This window comes from Kitasatospora sp. NPDC004723 (assembly GCF_040609255.1).
Classification (GTDB): Bacteria; Actinomycetota; Actinomycetes; order Streptomycetales; family Streptomycetaceae; genus Kitasatospora.
The window spans coordinates 73,251-87,442 of record NZ_JBEXJT010000001.1 but is presented as its reverse complement, the minus strand read 5'-3'; the positions used below and the strand labels follow the sequence as shown (position 1 = coordinate 87,442).

Genomic DNA, 14,192 nt, shown 5'->3' with positions numbered 1-14,192 from the left:
GGGGGTGTGTCCCACCCACACGCCCTTCCGCGCTCCCGGGCGCAAACTCGGGGGGCCCCGTGCGCCCGGGGTCCCCGGGCCCCGCCGTGAAGCAAGAGGTGCACCAGCCGATGGGCCGAGCCGAACTCCTGGGTGTCGGAAAGGTCAGACCGCCGCGCGGACCATGTCCGCCTGCGGGCCCTTCTGCCCCTGAGAGATCTCGAACTCGACCCGCTGGCCCTCCTCAAGGGTGCGGTAGCCGTCCATCTGGATCGCGCTGTAGTGGACGAAGACGTCCGCACCACCGTCGACCGCGATGAAGCCGTAGCCCTTCTCCGCGTTGAACCACTTGACGGTGCCCTGAGCCATTCCGAACTCCCCTAGTGCTGTGCTGGCCCTTCACGCCCCCGCAGGTCTGCGGGCGCGGGTCTGGTTGGCTGCCGGCCCGGGGAACCCCCCCTGGGCGCGGCCGTGCACGCCGCGATCCACCCGATGTCGCCGAACGGCATCCGGCGAACGGGCGATTGCGTCGACCGCGGCTGAATGTATCCGGATCGACGCCCTCTGCAACAGGCCCAATGTCGGGGAATTCACCCGGCACCACGGGGGACAGGACGGACATAAACACCAGGAAAGCCGCATTTCCCGCCGGACATAGCGGACGTATTACCAGAAATCCCGGTCAGAATTCTGACACCGGCCTGACATGTTTCCCGAGCCGCGGGCCCCGGCCCCGGTCCCACTGGGCGGACGTCGGCGGCGGTGGCGGTGCGGTGGATTCGTTCCCGGATGAGCCCGGATGAGCGGAAGGGCGGCCTCTGTTCCCGGTCGAGCGACACTTTACTCCGCCCGGCACCGAAAATATTCCCGCCAAAATAAGCGCGGCTGTCCGCGGCACGGAATTCCGTGCCGCGGACAGCCGGAGGCGGTGCGCCCGTCCCGGAGGGAACGGGCACGCGCGGGATCAGCCGCCGGCGACCGCCGGGATGATCGAGACGTTCGCGCCGTCCTTGATCTCCGTCGCCAGGCCCTCGGCGAAGCGCACGTCGTCGTCGTTCACGTAGACGTTGACGAAGCGGCGCAGCTTGCCGGTGTCGTCCAGGATGCGCGCGGCGATCCCGGCGTGGTTCTTCTCCAGGTCGGCGATGACCTCGCCCAGCGTGCCGCCCTCGGCGGGCACCTCGCTGGCGCCGCCGGTGTAGGTGCGCAGGATGGTCGGGATGCGGACGTTGGCGCTCATGGGGGTCTCCTCGTTGCGGGCGCGCGGGCGGGGCCGGGGCGGGGCTGGGGGCGGGACGGGTGGGACGTGCGGGGCGCGAGGGTCAGGCGGTCGCCAGGCCGGCGTCCCGGAAGGACTCCAGGTTCGGCCGGATCACAGCGGTCATCCCGGCCTCGGAGACGGCGTCGAGGGTCTTCAGGCCGTCGCCGGTGTTGATCGCGACGGTCTCCTTCGACGGGTCCAGCTGCCCGGTCTCGACCAGCTTCTTGAGCACGCCGACCGTCACGCCGCCCGCGGTCTCCGCGAAGATGCCCTCGGTGCGGGCCAGCAGCCGGATCGCGGCCACGACCTCCTCGTCCGTCACGTCCTCCACCGCGCCGCCGGTGCGCCGGGCGATGTCCAGCACGTACGGGCCGTCGGCCGGGTTGCCGATCGCCAGCGACTTGGCGATGGTGTCCGGCTTGACCGGCCGGATCACGTCCTGGCCGGCCTTGAACGCGGCCGAGACCGGCGAGCAGCCCGCCGCCTGGGCGCCGAAGATCCGGTACGGCCGGTCCTCGACCAGACCGAGCTTGATCAGCTCCTGCAGGCCCTTGTCGATCTTGGTGAGCTGCGAGCCCGAGGCGATCGGGATCACGATCTGCTCCGGCAGCCGCCAGCCGAGCTGCTCGCAGATCTCGTAGGCGAGCGTCTTGGAGCCCTCGCCGTAGTACGGCCGCAGGTTGACGTTGACGAAGCCCCAGCCCTCACCGGCCGGGTCGCCGATCAGCTCCGAGCAGAACCGGTTCACGTCGTCGTAGTTGCCCTCGATGCCGACCAGCTCGCCGCCGTACACCCCGGCCATCACGACCTTGCCCTGCTCCAGGTCGTGCGGGATGAACACGCAGGACCGGAAGCCCGCCCGGGCCGCCGCCGCGCCCACCGCGCCGGCCAGGTTGCCGGTCGAGGAGCAGGAGAGCGTGGTGTAGCCGAACGCGCGGGCCGCCTCGATCGCGCAGGCCACCACGCGGTCCTTGAAGGAGTGGGTCGGGTTGCCGGAGTCGTCCTTGACGTGCAGCTGGGCGGTGAAGCCGAGCTCGCGGCCCAGGTTGTCGGCCTTCACCAGCGGGGTCCAGCCCGGGTTCAGGTTCGGCTTGCTCGCGACGTCCGCGGGCACCGGCAGCAGCGGCGCGTAGCGCCAGATCGACGCGGGACCGGCCTCGATCCGCTTGCGCAGCTCCTCGGCGCCCTCGCTGCCGAAGTCGTAGGCGATCTCCAGCGGGCCGAAGCACTCCAGGCACGCGAAGCTGGGACCGAGCGGGAACTTGGTGCCGCACTCCCGACAGGACAGCTGGGCGGCGGGGCCGAGGTCAACGGTGACGGGTACGGCGGTGTCGATAGCCATGGTGGCGAGGCCTCTCTCCTCATCTTCCCCGTGACGCGGTCGCGCCCGGGCCGGAATTGGCACCTGTCCCGCCGGGGCTCGAAGCCGACCGTGCGAGAAGGTTGCCGGGACGTCAACGGGCCGTTCCCTCAGTCCCTCTGGATGAGCTCTGTGAAGTTGTGGTCCTGCTCAGCGGTGACCCCGGCGTGCGAAGGTCCGACCGCTGTACGAAGACTGTATCCGAAGGCGTCAACCCCGAACGGCACCGTCCGCCACGCGAGATGCCCCGTCCCACCGGGCCCCGTACCCGACCCCCGTACCCGACCCCGCCGAGGAGCGCACCGTGCCCGCCGAACCGACCCCCGAGCTCCTCCCCGAGACGGCGTCCTGGCTGCGCCGGCGCTCGTGGAGCGCGGCCGACCGCCCGGTGCACACGCTGCCGGCGGCCAAGCGCGCGCTCGGCCCGGCCGGCACGGTCAGCGTGGTGCTGCCCGCCCTGGACGAGGAGGCCACCGTCGGCGAGATCGTCCGGGTCATCCGCCGCGAGCTGATGGAGCGGCTGCCGCTGGTCGACGAGCTGGTGGTGGTCGACTCCGGCTCCGCCGACGCCACCGCCGCGGTCGCCGCCGAGGCCGGCGCCACCGTCGTCCACCGCGACGCGATCCTGCCCCGGATACCCGCCGCCCCCGGCAAGGGCGAGGTGCTCTGGCGCTCGCTGCTGGTCACCCGCGGCGAGATCGTCTGCTTCGTGGACGCCGACCTGCGCGAATTCGACCCCGCCCTGGTCTCCGGCATCATCGGCCCGCTGCTCACCGAACCGGACATCCAGCTGGTCAAGGCGATGTACGACCGGCCGCTGGAGACCGACGGCGCGGTCGTACCGGCCGGCGGCGGCCGGGTCACCGAGCTGGTCGCCCGCCCGCTGCTCAACCTGCACTGGCCGGAACTCGCCGGTTTCGTCCAGCCGCTCGGCGGCGAGTACGCCGCCCGGCGCTCGCTGCTCGAACGGCTGCCCTTCCCCACCGGCTACGGAGTCGAACTCGGCCTGCTGGTCGACGCGCTGGAGACGGCCGGCCTGGACGCGCTCGCCCAGGTGGACGTCGGCGTGCGCCACCACCGGCACCAGGACGGCCAGGCGCTCGGCCGGATGGCCGCCACCATCTACCGCACCGCACTGGAACGGCTCGACCGCACCCACCGGCTCAAGGCCTCCGCCGACCTGCTCCACCCCCGGCTCACCCAGTTCACCCGCGACCCGCGCACCCGCGCCTTCACCGCCCACACCCACCCGGTCACCGCCACCGAACGCCCGCCGATGCACACCGTCCCCGAGTACGCCACCCGGCGCTGAGGGGTTTGCCGCCCCGGACCCCCGGCAACCAACCAACCATGGGCCCTGACACGACCGAGCGTTCGAATCCGACCGGCGCCGCCCCCGTCCTGGTGGCGTCCAACCGGGGGCCGGTGTCCTTCGGCACCGCGGACGACGGCACGCTGACGCTCCGCAGAGGCGGCGGAGGCCTGGTCTCCGGGCTCTCCGCGATCGACGACCCCGACGCCGTCTGGGTCTGCGCCGCCCTCTCCGACGCCGACCGCCGGGCCGCCCGGGAGGCCCCGGACGGCCGCCTCGACCGGGCCGGCCACGACGTCGGCGGGCAGGCCGTCCGGATGCTCGACATAGACCCGCGGACCTTCGCCCAGGCCTACAACGGCATCGCCAACTCGACCCTGTGGTTCGTCCACCACCTGCTCTGGGACACCCCGACCGCCCCCGCCTTCGACGCCGGCTTCCGCACCGAGTGGCAGTCCTACACCGCCTACAACACCGCCTTCGCCGAGGCGCTCGCCGCCGAGGCCGCCCCCGGCGCCGCCGTCCTGGTGCAGGACTACCACCTCTCGCTCGTCCCGGCGCTGCTCCGCGCCGCCCGCCCCGACCTGCGGATCGGCCACTTCTCGCACACCCCCTGGGCGCCGCCCGAGTACCTGCGGCTGCTGCCCGACGACATCGCCGAGGCCGTCCTCACCGGCATCCTCGGCGCCGACCGGGCGGGCTTCCTCACCCGCCGCTGGGCACTCGCCTTCGCCGACTGCTGCGAGCGCTTCCTCGGCGCGACGGTCGACCGCGAGGCGCTCACCGTCACCCACGCCGGCCGCACCACCGCCCTCGGCGTGCACGGCCTCGGCGCCGACGCCGACTTCCTGCGCGAGCGCGCCCACCGCCCGGACGTCGACGAGCGGCTCGCCGCCCTGCGCGCCGCCGTCGGCGAGCGCCGCACCGTCGTCCGGGTCGACCGCACCGAGCTGAGCAAGAACATCGTCCGCGGCTTCCTGGCCTACCGGCACCTGCTGCGCACCCGCCCCGAGTGGCACGGCCGGGTGGTGCACATCGCCTTCGCCTACCCGTCCCGCACCGACCTCGCCGAGTACCGGGCCTACACCGACCGGGTGCGCGCGCTCGCCGCCGAGATCGACGCGGAGTTCGCCACGCCCGACTGGAAGCCGCTGATCCTGCACGTCGACGACGACTTCCCGCGCTCGCTGGCCGCCTACCGGCTGGCCGACGTGGCCCTGGTCAACCCGATCCGGGACGGCATGAACCTGGTCGCCAAGGAGGTCCCGGTGGTCTCCGACCGGGGCTGCGCACTGGTGCTGTCCCGGGAGGCCGGCGCGCACGCCGAACTCGGCGAGGACGCGCTGAGCGTCAACCCGTACGACATCGTGGCCACCGCCGAGGCGCTGCACACCGGGCTCACCATGCCCGCCGGGGAGCGCGCCGACCGCACCAAGCGGCTGGCCGCCGCGGCGACGGCGCTGCCGCCCCAGCAGTGGTTCCTGGACCAGCTCAACGCCCTGCGCTGAGCTCCTCCCCGAGCGCCCCGAGCAGTTCCACCACGCCGGCCGGGCCCGGGACCACCAGGTCCGCCCGGTCGGCGAGTTCACGCACCGGGGCGTCCGGCGACCCGCCCACCGCGCCGCTGCACACCAGCACGCCGGCCAGACCCTTCCCGCGCAGCTCCTCCACCGCCGCGAAGGCCGGGACGTCGCCGAGGTCGTCGCCCGCGTAGAGCACCGAGCGGGCACCGCGCTCGCGCAGCAGCCCGGTCAGCGCCGCGCCCTTGTCCACCCCCGGCGGCCGCAGCTCCAGCACCAGCCGGCCCGGTTCCACCACCAGTCCGTGCTCGCCCGCCAGCGCGTCCATCGGGCCGCGCAGCAGTTCGAACGCGGCGGTCGGTTCGGCGGTGCGCCGGGTGTGCACCGCCACCGAGCGGCCCTTGTCCTCCACCCAGGTGCCGTCCGGCGCGCCGAGCTCCGCCAGCACCTCCGGCAGCCGCTCGCGCACCGCGGCCACGCCCGGGTGCGGCGGCGGCGCGGTCAGCCGCCCGTCCTCCCAGCGCTCCGCGCCGTAGTGCCCGAGCACCACCACCCCGCCGAGCCCGGCGAGCCCGCCGTACTCCACCGCCAGGGCGGCCGGGCGGCCGGTCACCACCGCGACCGTGCCGACGCGCGGCGCCAGCGCGCGCAGCGCGGGGGCCACGCCCGGGTGCGCCCGGGCCCGGCTCGGGTCGGGCACGATCGGGGCGAGCGTGCCGTCGAAGTCGAGGGCGATCACGGCGTCGCGGGGCGCGGCGAGCAGCGCCGCCAGCCCCTCGCGCCCGGCATCCGTCAGCGGTCGCGTCATGTCGGCAAGGCCCATGCCTGGCACCGTACCCACCCCGGGCGGGGGTCACCCGTCGGCCCGGTGCGGCCCCGCGCGCCGTTCCCGCCGTGCCCGTGCCTACCGGGCCGCCCGGCGGGCGTCCCGCACCCGGCGCAGCCGGTTGACCAGGACCGGGGCGTGCGCCAGCGCCGCCGGCCGGTCCAGCAGCGCGTTCAGCAGCTGGTAGTACCGGGTGCTGGAGAGCCCCAGCTCCTCCCGTACGGCACGCTCCTTGGCGCCGGCCGTCCGCCAGGAGCGGCCCTCCAGCTCCAGCACGGCCCGGTCCCGCTCGTCCAGGGCGCCGGGCGCGGCCGGTTCCCGTGCCGCCTCGTCGTCCGCGTCCATCCCGGCCCACCTCCGTCCATCACTACGGACTGTCATTCTCCCCTGCGGACCCGACACACTCTGCGTCCTGCGCCGCCCGGGCCCGGCGGCTAGCGTCGCCCCCATGACCAGCACCCCGGCCTCCTCCTTCGCCCTGCACGTCCCGAGCGCGGAACTCGTGCCCGACCCGCTCGACCCGGCCCAGATCGTCTCCGGCGCCCCCGAGGTGTCCGGTCTGGTGCTCACCGGATCCGCCACCGGGGAGACCGGCATCTGGCAGATCACGCCGGGCACGGCGACCGACGTCGAGGCGGACGAGGTGTTCGTGGTGCTGAGCGGCCGGGCCACCGTCGTGGTCGACGGCGGCCCGGTGCTGGAGCTCGGCCCGGGCGTCTGCGGGGTGCTGCGGGCGGGCGACCGCACCACCTGGACCGTGCACGAGACGCTGCGCAAGGTCTACACGATCACCTACTGAGGCCCGTACCGCCGCCCCGCCGCCCGGCCCGGGTTCACTTGCGGATCCGGGCCGCCTCCTTGAGCGCCGCCTGCTGGAGGTCCTCCAGCACCGGCTTGGCGTCACCGGTCGCCGCCGCCCCGATGCCGGCCTTGATCCGGTTGGAGACCTCCGCCCAGGCCGGGTCGCCGAACGGATAGAAGCTCGCGTTGCCCAGGCCGACGGCGAACTGCTTGAGGTCCTCGTGCTTCGGGTCCTTGGTCATCGCGTCGAAGGCGTCCTGGGTGACCGGCAGCAGGTTGTAGGTCTCGTCGAACTTGAGCTGGTTCTCCTTGGTGTAGACGAAGGAGAGGAACCGGCGGATCTCGTTCTTGTGCCCGTTGGCCTTGAAGGCCATCATCCAGTCGGCCACGCCGAGGCTGCCGGTCTTCGCCAGGCCGTCCTTCTTCGGGATCGGCGCCGTCCCGAAGTCGATCCTGCCGTTGGTGGCCATCCGCAGCAGCGTCGGGTGCCCGTTGAGCATCGCCACCTTGCCGGAGGCGAAGTCGCTGAACACCGGGGTGCGGTTCACCTTGCCGGGCTCGGGGTAGGTCAGACCGGTGGTGACCAGGTTGGCCTTGAGCCAGCCGAAGGTGGCCTGGTTCTGGGGACTGTCGATGGTGTAGTTGCCGACGTCGTCGGAGAGGCTGCCGCCGCCGCTCAGCGTCCAGAGCATCGACTCGGCCGGCGCCTCCTCCGGCCCGAGCGGCAGTCCGTACGGGACCACGCCCGGGACCTTGGCCTTGATCTTCTCGGCGGCCTGCCTGAGTTCGTTCCAGGTGGTCGGCGGCTGGGTGATGCCGGCCTTCTGGAAGATCGCCTTGTTGTAGAAGAGCACCCGGGAGGAGGAGACGAACGGGATGCCGTACTGGGTGCCGAGCACCTGTCCCGCGTGCGAGAACGACTCCATGATCCGGGCCTGGGTCTCCAGCGAGAGCACGTCCGCGGCGGGGTACAGCCGGTCGGCGGCGGCCTGGTCGGCGAAGGCGCCGGTCTGCAGCAGGTCGGGCGACCTGCCGCTCTTCACCAGGTCGTCGACCCGCTTGCCGATGTCGGTCCAGCTCGCCACCTCGACGTCCACCTTGATGCCCGGGTTGGCGGCCTCGAAGCGGCGGGCGAGGTCGTCCCAGTACAGCTTGGAGCCGGTGTCCGCGCTCTCGCCGTAGTCGGCCGCGACCAGCCTGAGGGTGACGGGGCCGTCGCCCTGGCCGCCGCAGCCGGTGAGCACCAGTGCTCCGGCCAGGGCGCCGGCCGACGCGACGCCGAACAACCGGGTGGGGACCGGGGGGACCTGGGCGCGCCTGTCCAACGCGGGTACCGCCTTCGAGGGGGATCCTGGGGTGGAACGGACCGGATCGGGGGAAGGGGATCCGGCCGGGGGAAGGCCGCAAGGGTGCCAAACCGGGCGCGCGGTGGTCCACACCTCCGACACCCGGACGCCGGGTAGTTATCGAAGTGCGGGAGTCGTTGCGCACCGCGCAACGAAATCCCCGGTCCGACCTGCCAAACCCGCCCCCACCCCCGCCCGGGGGTCCGTCGAGGAGCTCGCGCATAGTGCCGCACACCACACGCTTCTGCGACAAAGCTCACCCCTTTGGACCAGACCAATCCGACAACTGGACTAGACCTCTTAGACCTGGTCAAGGGAAACTGTCCTCCGTGAAGCACGTCATCGCACTCGATGTGGGGGGCACCGGCATGAAAGCCGCGCTGCTCGCCCAGGACGGCTCCGTGCTGTTCGAAGCACGACGCCCGACCGGGCGGGAGCACGGCACGGACGCCGTGGTCACCGCCATCCTCGACTTCGCCGCCGATCTGGCGGACGAAGGCCGCAGCCGTTTCGGCGTCGCGCCCCTCGCGGCGGGTGTCGCCGTCCCGGGGACGATCGACGAGAAGCACGGCATCGCGGTCTTCTCCGCCAACCTCGGCTGGCGCGACCTGCCGCTGCGCAAGCTGCTGGGTGAGCGCCTGGCCGGCCCGGACGGCGGCGCGATGCCGGTCGCCCTGGGCCATGACGTGCGCTCCGGCGGCCTCGCCGAGGGCCGGCTCGGCGGCGGCCGGGGCGTCGGGCGCTTCCTGTTCATCGCGCTCGGCACCGGCATCGCCGGCGCCATCGGCATCGACGGCCGGATCGAGGCCGGCGCCCACGGCTACGGCGGCGAGATCGGCCACGTGGTGGTCCGCCCCGGCGGCCCGCAGTGCGGCTGCGGCGCCCGCGGCTGCCTGGAGACCCTCGCCTCCGCCTCCGCCGTCTCCCGTGCCTGGGCCGAGGCCGTGGGCGACCCCGACGCCGACGCGGCATCCTGCGCCGTCGCGGTGGACGCCGGGGACCCGCGCGCGGTCGCGGTCTGGCAGGGCGCGGTGGAGGCCCTGGCCGACGGCATCGTGCTCGCCCAGAGCCTGCTCGACCCGTCCCGGGTCATCGTCGGCGGCGGGCTGGCCGAGGCCGGGGACACCCTCTTCACCCCGCTGCGGGCGGCGGTCACCGAGCGGCTGACCTTCCAGATGCCCCCCGAGGTCGTTCCGGCCATGCTCAAAGACACCGCCGCGTCACTGGGCGCGGGCCTGCTCGCCTGGGATCTGCTCTCCATGGAGGTGACCGCGTGACCGCGGACCGACTCGCACTGGCCGGCGCCCGGCTGGTCCTGCCCGGAGGCGTCGTCGAGGGCGACCGCCTCGCCGTCGAGGGCGACCGGATCGCCGGTCTCGGGGGCTCCGCCACGCCCGGCGACCTCGACCTCACCGGGTACACCGTCGTCCCCGGCTTCGTGGACCTGCACGTGCACGGCGGCGGCGGCGCGTCCTACGCCTCCGGCATCGCCGAGGAGGCCCTCAAGGTCGCCCGCACCCACCTGGAGCACGGCACCACCACCACGGTCGCCTCCACCGTCACCGGCGAGATCGACGACCTGACCCGCCAGGCGGCCGTGCTCTCCGAGCTCGTCGAGGACGGCGTCCTCGCCGGCATCCACTTCGAGGGCCCGTTCATCTCGCACAACCGCTGCGGCGCCCACCGCCCCGACCTGCTGCGCGACCCCGACCCGGCGCTGGTGCGCAAGCTGGTCGACGCCGCCCGCGGCCACGCCAAGATGGTCACCCTGGCGCCCGAGCTCCCCGGCGGCCTCGACTCCGTGCGGATGCTCGCCGACCTCGGCGTGATCGCCGCCGTCGGCCACACCGACTCGGACTACGCCAAGACGCTGGAGGCCATCGAGGCCGGCGCCACCGTCGCCACCCACCTCTTCAACGCCATGCCCGGCATCGCCCACCGCGCGCCCGGCCCGATCGTGGCGCTGCTGGAGGACGAGCGGGTCACCGTCGAGCTGATCAACGACGGCGTCCACCTGCACCCGTCCGTGCTCGACCTCGCCTACGGCACCGCGGGCGCCGCCCGGGTCGCCCTGATCACCGACGCCATGGGCGCGGCCGGCATGGGCGACGGCCTCTACCCGCTCGGCCCGCTCCAGGTCGAGGTCGAGAACGGCGTCGCCCGGCTGGTCGAGGGCGGCGCGATCGCCGGCTCGACGCTCACCCTGGACGTGGCGTTCAAGCGCTCGGTGACGGTCAACGGCCTCGGCCTCGACCAGGCCGTCGAGTCGCTCTCCACCGTTCCGGCCCGGCTGCTCGGCCTCGCCGACCAGGTCGGCAGCCTGGAGCCCGGCAAGCTCGCCGACCTCGCCGTCGTCGACTCCGCGACCTACGACCTGGTCGCCGTGATGCGCCGCGGCGAGTGGATCACCGGCGGCGACCGGTTCGCCCCGATCGCGGCCGTCTGACCGCACCCGCGCCCGCGGACGACACGGCCGCCCGCTCCCCTCGGGGAACGGGCGGCCGTCGCGCGTCCGAGGCCTAGCCGGCGGTGGCCTCCAGCGTCACCTGGTCCACCAGGATCGCGCCGCTGCCCGCCGGCAGCGAGAGCACGATCGTGTTGCTGCCCGCCTGCAGCGGCGGGGTTATGTAGCTGGTGTACCAGGACGAGGCCGGGTCCTTGCCCGGCGAGTAGTTCTTGAGCGACAGGCCGCCAGGCCAGTCCTTGCCGTTCACCGCCGCGATCGCCTTGGTGTCGGCGCCCGGATTGTTGAAGTGCACGGTGAACTTGAAGGTGCCGGCCGCCGGCACGTCGCCGGTCCAGGTGATCGTGCCGCCCGGGTTGAGCGTCAGATAGCTGCCGTCGGCCGACCTGGTGCCCTTGACGGTGTTGCCGGACGGCGCGTTCTGGCCCTGCAGCTGGCTCGCGTCCACGGTGCCCGGACCGGCCGAGGCGGTCGCCGAGGGGGTCGCCGACGCGGTGCCGGTCGGGCTCGCGGTACCGGTGGGGCCGCCCGGAACGGCCGGGGCGCTCGTCGTACCGGTGCCGCCCTTGGCGTCCGTGCTCTTGTCGTCCGGGTCCCCGGACAGGGCGATGCCCGCGCCGATCGCGATGGCCGCGACGACCGCGACCGCGCCGATCACCGCGCCCTTGCTGCGGCCGCTGCTCGCCGGCCGCTCCTCGCCCGGCTGCGGGCGGGAGTGCTCGGCGTACCGGGTCTGCTGGGTCGGGGCGGCGCCGAAGTCGCCCTGCGGCGGGTACGGCTGCGGCGGCTGGGCCTGCGGGTAGCCCGGCTGCGGCGGGTAGGGCTGCTGCGGTCGCGGGGGCTGGCCGTACTGCGGCTGGCCGTACTGGGCGCGGCCGACCTCCATCGGGCGACTGTAGGGCGTGCGCGGCACGCCCTGCTGCGGCTCGGTCTGCTGACCGGAGCCGCCGTCGGCCGGACGGTAGAGGTAGCCGAACGGATCGTCGTCCTGCGGGGCGCCGTCCTCCGGGCCCTGGGGCGCTCCGCTGCTGCCGGCGGTGGTCACGGTGGTCAACTCCCCCATCGCGGTCGCGCCGCCGGGCTGCCGTGCCGTCGGCGCTGGTCGTGGTCGCTCGTACCCCGGAACCCTACCTGCCGCGGCGGACGCCCCGAAAAGACCCCTTGACAACCGGCGAGTAGCCACGGCCCGACGGCCCCCGCACGCGCCCCCGGCGGCGCGTCAGCCCGCCCGCCGGTGCGACCGCTCGCCGCGCGCCCCGCGCACCGCGCCGCCGCGGGCCCGCTTCTCGTCGTACATCCGCTCGTCCGCGGTGTGCAGGACCTCCTCGATGCTCATCCCGCAGCCGGCCCAGCCGACACCCAGGCTCACACCGACCCGCATCCCCCGGCCGTCGATCCGCATCGGCGGGATGATCGCGTTGCGCAGCCGGTGGGCGAGGTCCTTCGCCTCGTCGCGGCCGATGCCGTCGGCGAGCACCACGAACTCGTCGCCGCCGAGCCGGGCCACCGTGTCACCGTCGCGCACGGCCGAGCTGAGCCGGCGGGCGACCTCGACCAGGACGGCGTCACCGGCGTTGTGGCCGAACCGGTCGTTGATCGACTTGAAGCCGTCGAGGTCGCAGAAGAGCACCGCGAGCCCCTTCTCGACGGCGGCCGCGGCGCTCGAACGGAACGGGCCCGTCCGCACCTCGCCGCCGGGGCCGTGGTCGGCCGGGACCACCGCGTGCACGTGCTCGCCGTAGCCGTTCGCCCCGGCCGGCGCACCGTCGGCGGCGGGCACCGGGTACCCCTCCGGCAGGCCGTGACCGTACGCCGGTTCCGGGCCGTCGTAGCCGCCGGCCGGGCGGTAGGACTCGCCGAACAGGCTCTCCGGGTACCCGGCGAAGCCGTCGTCCGGCACCCCGGCGCCGACCGGACGGCCGGTCTCCGGGTGGTTGTTCGCGCCGGCTCCGTCCTGGTGCCCGGCGGCGACGGCCGACTGCGGCTGCCCGCAGAGCCGGCGCCCCAGTCTGGCCTTGAGCTCGGCGCCGTTCGGCAGGCCGGTGAGCGCGTCGTGGCTGGCCCGGTGGGCGAGCTGGAGCTCGTGCCGCTTGCGGTCCTCGATGTCCTCGACGTGGGTGAGCAGGAAGCTCGGGCCCTCGGCGGCGTCGGCCACGATCGAGTTGCGCAGGCACACCCACTGGTAGCCGCCGTCCCGGCGGGAGAGCCGCAGTTCCGCCCGGCCGCTCTCGGCGCTGGTGCGCTCCAGCAGCGCCCGGTCGTCCGGGTGGACGAGGTCGACGAAGCTCTGCTGGCGCAGCACCGCCCGGGGGCGGCCGAGCAGACGACAGAGCGCGTCGTTGACCCGGGTCAGCTGGCCCCGCCCGGCGCCGTGCAGTTCGGTGATGGCCATCCCGCTGGGGGCGTACTCGAAGGCCTGGCGGAAGCTCTCCTCACTGGCCCGCAGCGCCTGCTGCTCCTTCTCCAGGCGGGCCAGCGCGCGTTGCATCTCCGCGCGTAGCCGGGCGTTGCCGATGGCGATGGAGGCCTGCAGGGAGAACATCTCCAGGGCCTCGCGGGTCCAGGCGCCGGGTCGCTTGCCGCTGCGCGGGCGGTCCACCGAGAGGACGCCGAGCAGGTCGCCGCCGGCGCTGTACATCGGGGCGAGCAGGCCGTCGGCGGGGTGCCAGTCGTTGGCGTAGACGGGCATCGGACCGTCCCCGATCCAGCGCGGTATGTCGCTGGCGACCGCCCAGCCGCGGTCGTAGGGGAGGAAGCGCAGGGTGCCCCAGTGGTCGCTGACGCCGAGCAGCCGGTCCCAGGACTCGCGGGAGCCGACCTGGCCGAGCAGGACGGACGGGCCGCCCATGGTGCTCTCCTCCAGCTCCCACACGGCCGCCACCACGAGGTCGCCGTCCGGCCGCACCAGGCTGACCGCGGCGGCGTCGAAACCGAGTCCGTGCACCGCGCCCTCGACCACGGCCTGCAGCGTGCCCGCCAGGCTGCGGGCAGCGTTGAGGTCCGCCACGACCCGGTGCAAGGTGCGGAGGGTCGCGAGACGGACGTACGGCTCCGACTCGGCTTCCATGCGGGGGCTCCCCGGCTGCTTCGGATAGGTCTTGATTAGTTATCGTCCGATTGCCAGAAGAACTGAATCACAGGGAGCACAGCGTTCGGCACGCTCGGTCAGCAATAGGTCAGCACTTGTGACTTAAATCACACAAGACTAATGCGCCCTTAATCAGTTCATCCGCCCCGTACCGGGACATAACAGCCCATCGGAACATTTCCCGTGGTCGGCCGCAATGGCCCCGTGCTGTAGCCGACCGACCGCCGGGCAGGCC

General features: G+C 73.7%; 13 protein-coding genes and 1 riboswitch. Of the genes, 5 read left to right on the top strand and 8 right to left on the bottom strand.

The features are described from left to right. Positions 1-144: 144 nt before the first annotated feature. From ABZW10_RS00450 to thrC, 3 genes are all read right to left on the bottom strand, one after another. Entirely contained in the window at positions 145-348 is a 204-nt protein-coding gene (locus tag ABZW10_RS00450) for a cold-shock protein (RefSeq protein WP_030289665.1), read from the bottom strand. Positions 349-943: 595 nt separating this feature from the next. After that, positions 944-1,219 carry a MoaD/ThiS family protein gene (locus tag ABZW10_RS00445; protein ID WP_355357549.1) on the bottom strand — a complete coding sequence of 92 codons (276 nt, stop codon included), beginning with the start codon at positions 1,217-1,219 and terminating at the stop codon, positions 944-946. An 82-nt stretch (positions 1,220-1,301) separates the two neighbouring features. Next, positions 1,302-2,582, bottom strand: a complete 1,281-nt coding sequence (thrC, locus tag ABZW10_RS00440) for a threonine synthase (RefSeq protein WP_355357546.1) — start codon at positions 2,580-2,582, stop codon at positions 1,302-1,304. 16 nt (positions 2,583-2,598) lie between these two features. Continuing rightward, positions 2,599-2,730: riboswitch (SAM riboswitch) on the bottom strand. A gap of 174 nt (positions 2,731-2,904) precedes the next feature. Between thrC and ABZW10_RS00435 the strand changes: the two genes are divergently transcribed. Continuing rightward, entirely contained in the window at positions 2,905-3,912 is a 1,008-nt protein-coding gene (locus ABZW10_RS00435; RefSeq protein ID WP_355357542.1) for a glucosyl-3-phosphoglycerate synthase, read from the top strand. 38 nt (positions 3,913-3,950) lie between these two features. Continuing rightward, on the top strand, positions 3,951-5,420 hold the full coding sequence (locus tag ABZW10_RS00430; RefSeq protein WP_355357539.1) for a trehalose-6-phosphate synthase: 1,470 nt from the start codon (positions 3,951-3,953) through the stop codon (positions 5,418-5,420). On the opposite strand, the gene otsB is transcribed toward ABZW10_RS00430, so the two are convergent. Then, positions 5,404-6,255, bottom strand: a complete 852-nt coding sequence (gene otsB, locus ABZW10_RS00425; protein ID WP_355357536.1) for a trehalose-phosphatase — start codon at positions 6,253-6,255, stop codon at positions 5,404-5,406. The genes ABZW10_RS00430 and otsB overlap by 17 nt on opposite strands. Before the next feature lie 81 nt (positions 6,256-6,336). Continuing rightward, positions 6,337-6,603, bottom strand: a complete 267-nt coding sequence (locus tag ABZW10_RS00420; protein ID WP_355357533.1) for a DUF3263 domain-containing protein — start codon at positions 6,601-6,603, stop codon at positions 6,337-6,339. Between the two features lie 103 nt (positions 6,604-6,706). Here ABZW10_RS00420 and ABZW10_RS00415 point away from each other — a divergent pair, with 103 nt between their 5' ends. After that, positions 6,707-7,057, top strand: coding sequence for a cupin domain-containing protein (locus tag ABZW10_RS00415; protein WP_355357530.1), 351 nt, complete (start codon positions 6,707-6,709; stop codon positions 7,055-7,057). 34 nt (positions 7,058-7,091) lie between these two features. Here ABZW10_RS00415 and ABZW10_RS00410 read toward each other — a convergent pair whose 3' ends face one another. Next, positions 7,092-8,384: an extracellular solute-binding protein gene (locus tag ABZW10_RS00410; RefSeq protein WP_355357527.1), complete on the bottom strand. Its 1,293-nt coding sequence runs from the start codon at positions 8,382-8,384 to the stop codon at positions 7,092-7,094. 350 nt (positions 8,385-8,734) lie between these two features. Here ABZW10_RS00410 and ABZW10_RS00405 point away from each other — a divergent pair, with 350 nt between their 5' ends. Then, a complete protein-coding gene (locus tag ABZW10_RS00405) occupies positions 8,735-9,682 on the top strand; it encodes an ROK family protein (RefSeq protein WP_355357524.1) in 948 nt (315 codons plus the stop codon). Then, positions 9,679-10,851 carry an N-acetylglucosamine-6-phosphate deacetylase gene (gene nagA, locus ABZW10_RS00400; protein ID WP_355357521.1) on the top strand — a complete coding sequence of 391 codons (1,173 nt, stop codon included), beginning with the start codon at positions 9,679-9,681 and terminating at the stop codon, positions 10,849-10,851. Before ABZW10_RS00405 ends, nagA begins: the two co-directional genes overlap by 4 nt. A 73-nt stretch (positions 10,852-10,924) precedes the next feature. Here the strand turns inward: nagA and ABZW10_RS00395 are convergent, their stop codons facing one another. Beyond that, positions 10,925-11,923: a hypothetical protein gene (locus ABZW10_RS00395; RefSeq protein ID WP_355357518.1), complete on the bottom strand. Its 999-nt coding sequence runs from the start codon at positions 11,921-11,923 to the stop codon at positions 10,925-10,927. 165 nt (positions 11,924-12,088) lie between these two features. Further along, a complete protein-coding gene (locus ABZW10_RS00390) occupies positions 12,089-13,936 on the bottom strand; it encodes a diguanylate cyclase (protein ID WP_355357515.1) in 1,848 nt (615 codons plus the stop codon). Positions 13,937-14,192: the final 256 nt, after the last annotated feature.

Coding starts and splice junctions, on each gene's coding strand:
- ABZW10_RS00450 (WP_030289665.1), bottom strand. CDS start 348: ATGGCTCAGGGCACCGTCAAGTGGTTCAACGCGGAGAAGGGCTACGGC.
- ABZW10_RS00445 (WP_355357549.1), bottom strand. CDS start 1,219: ATGAGCGCCAACGTCCGCATCCCGACCATCCTGCGCACCTACACCGGC.
- thrC (WP_355357546.1), bottom strand. CDS start 2,582: ATGGCTATCGACACCGCCGTACCCGTCACCGTTGACCTCGGCCCCGCC.
- ABZW10_RS00430 (WP_355357539.1), top strand. CDS start 3,951: ATGGGCCCTGACACGACCGAGCGTTCGAATCCGACCGGCGCCGCCCCC.
- otsB (WP_355357536.1), bottom strand. CDS start 6,255: ATGGGCCTTGCCGACATGACGCGACCGCTGACGGATGCCGGGCGCGAG.
- ABZW10_RS00420 (WP_355357533.1), bottom strand. CDS start 6,603: ATGGACGCGGACGACGAGGCGGCACGGGAACCGGCCGCGCCCGGCGCC.
- ABZW10_RS00415 (WP_355357530.1), top strand. CDS start 6,707: ATGACCAGCACCCCGGCCTCCTCCTTCGCCCTGCACGTCCCGAGCGCG.
- ABZW10_RS00390 (WP_355357515.1), bottom strand. CDS start 13,936: ATGGAAGCCGAGTCGGAGCCGTACGTCCGTCTCGCGACCCTCCGCACC.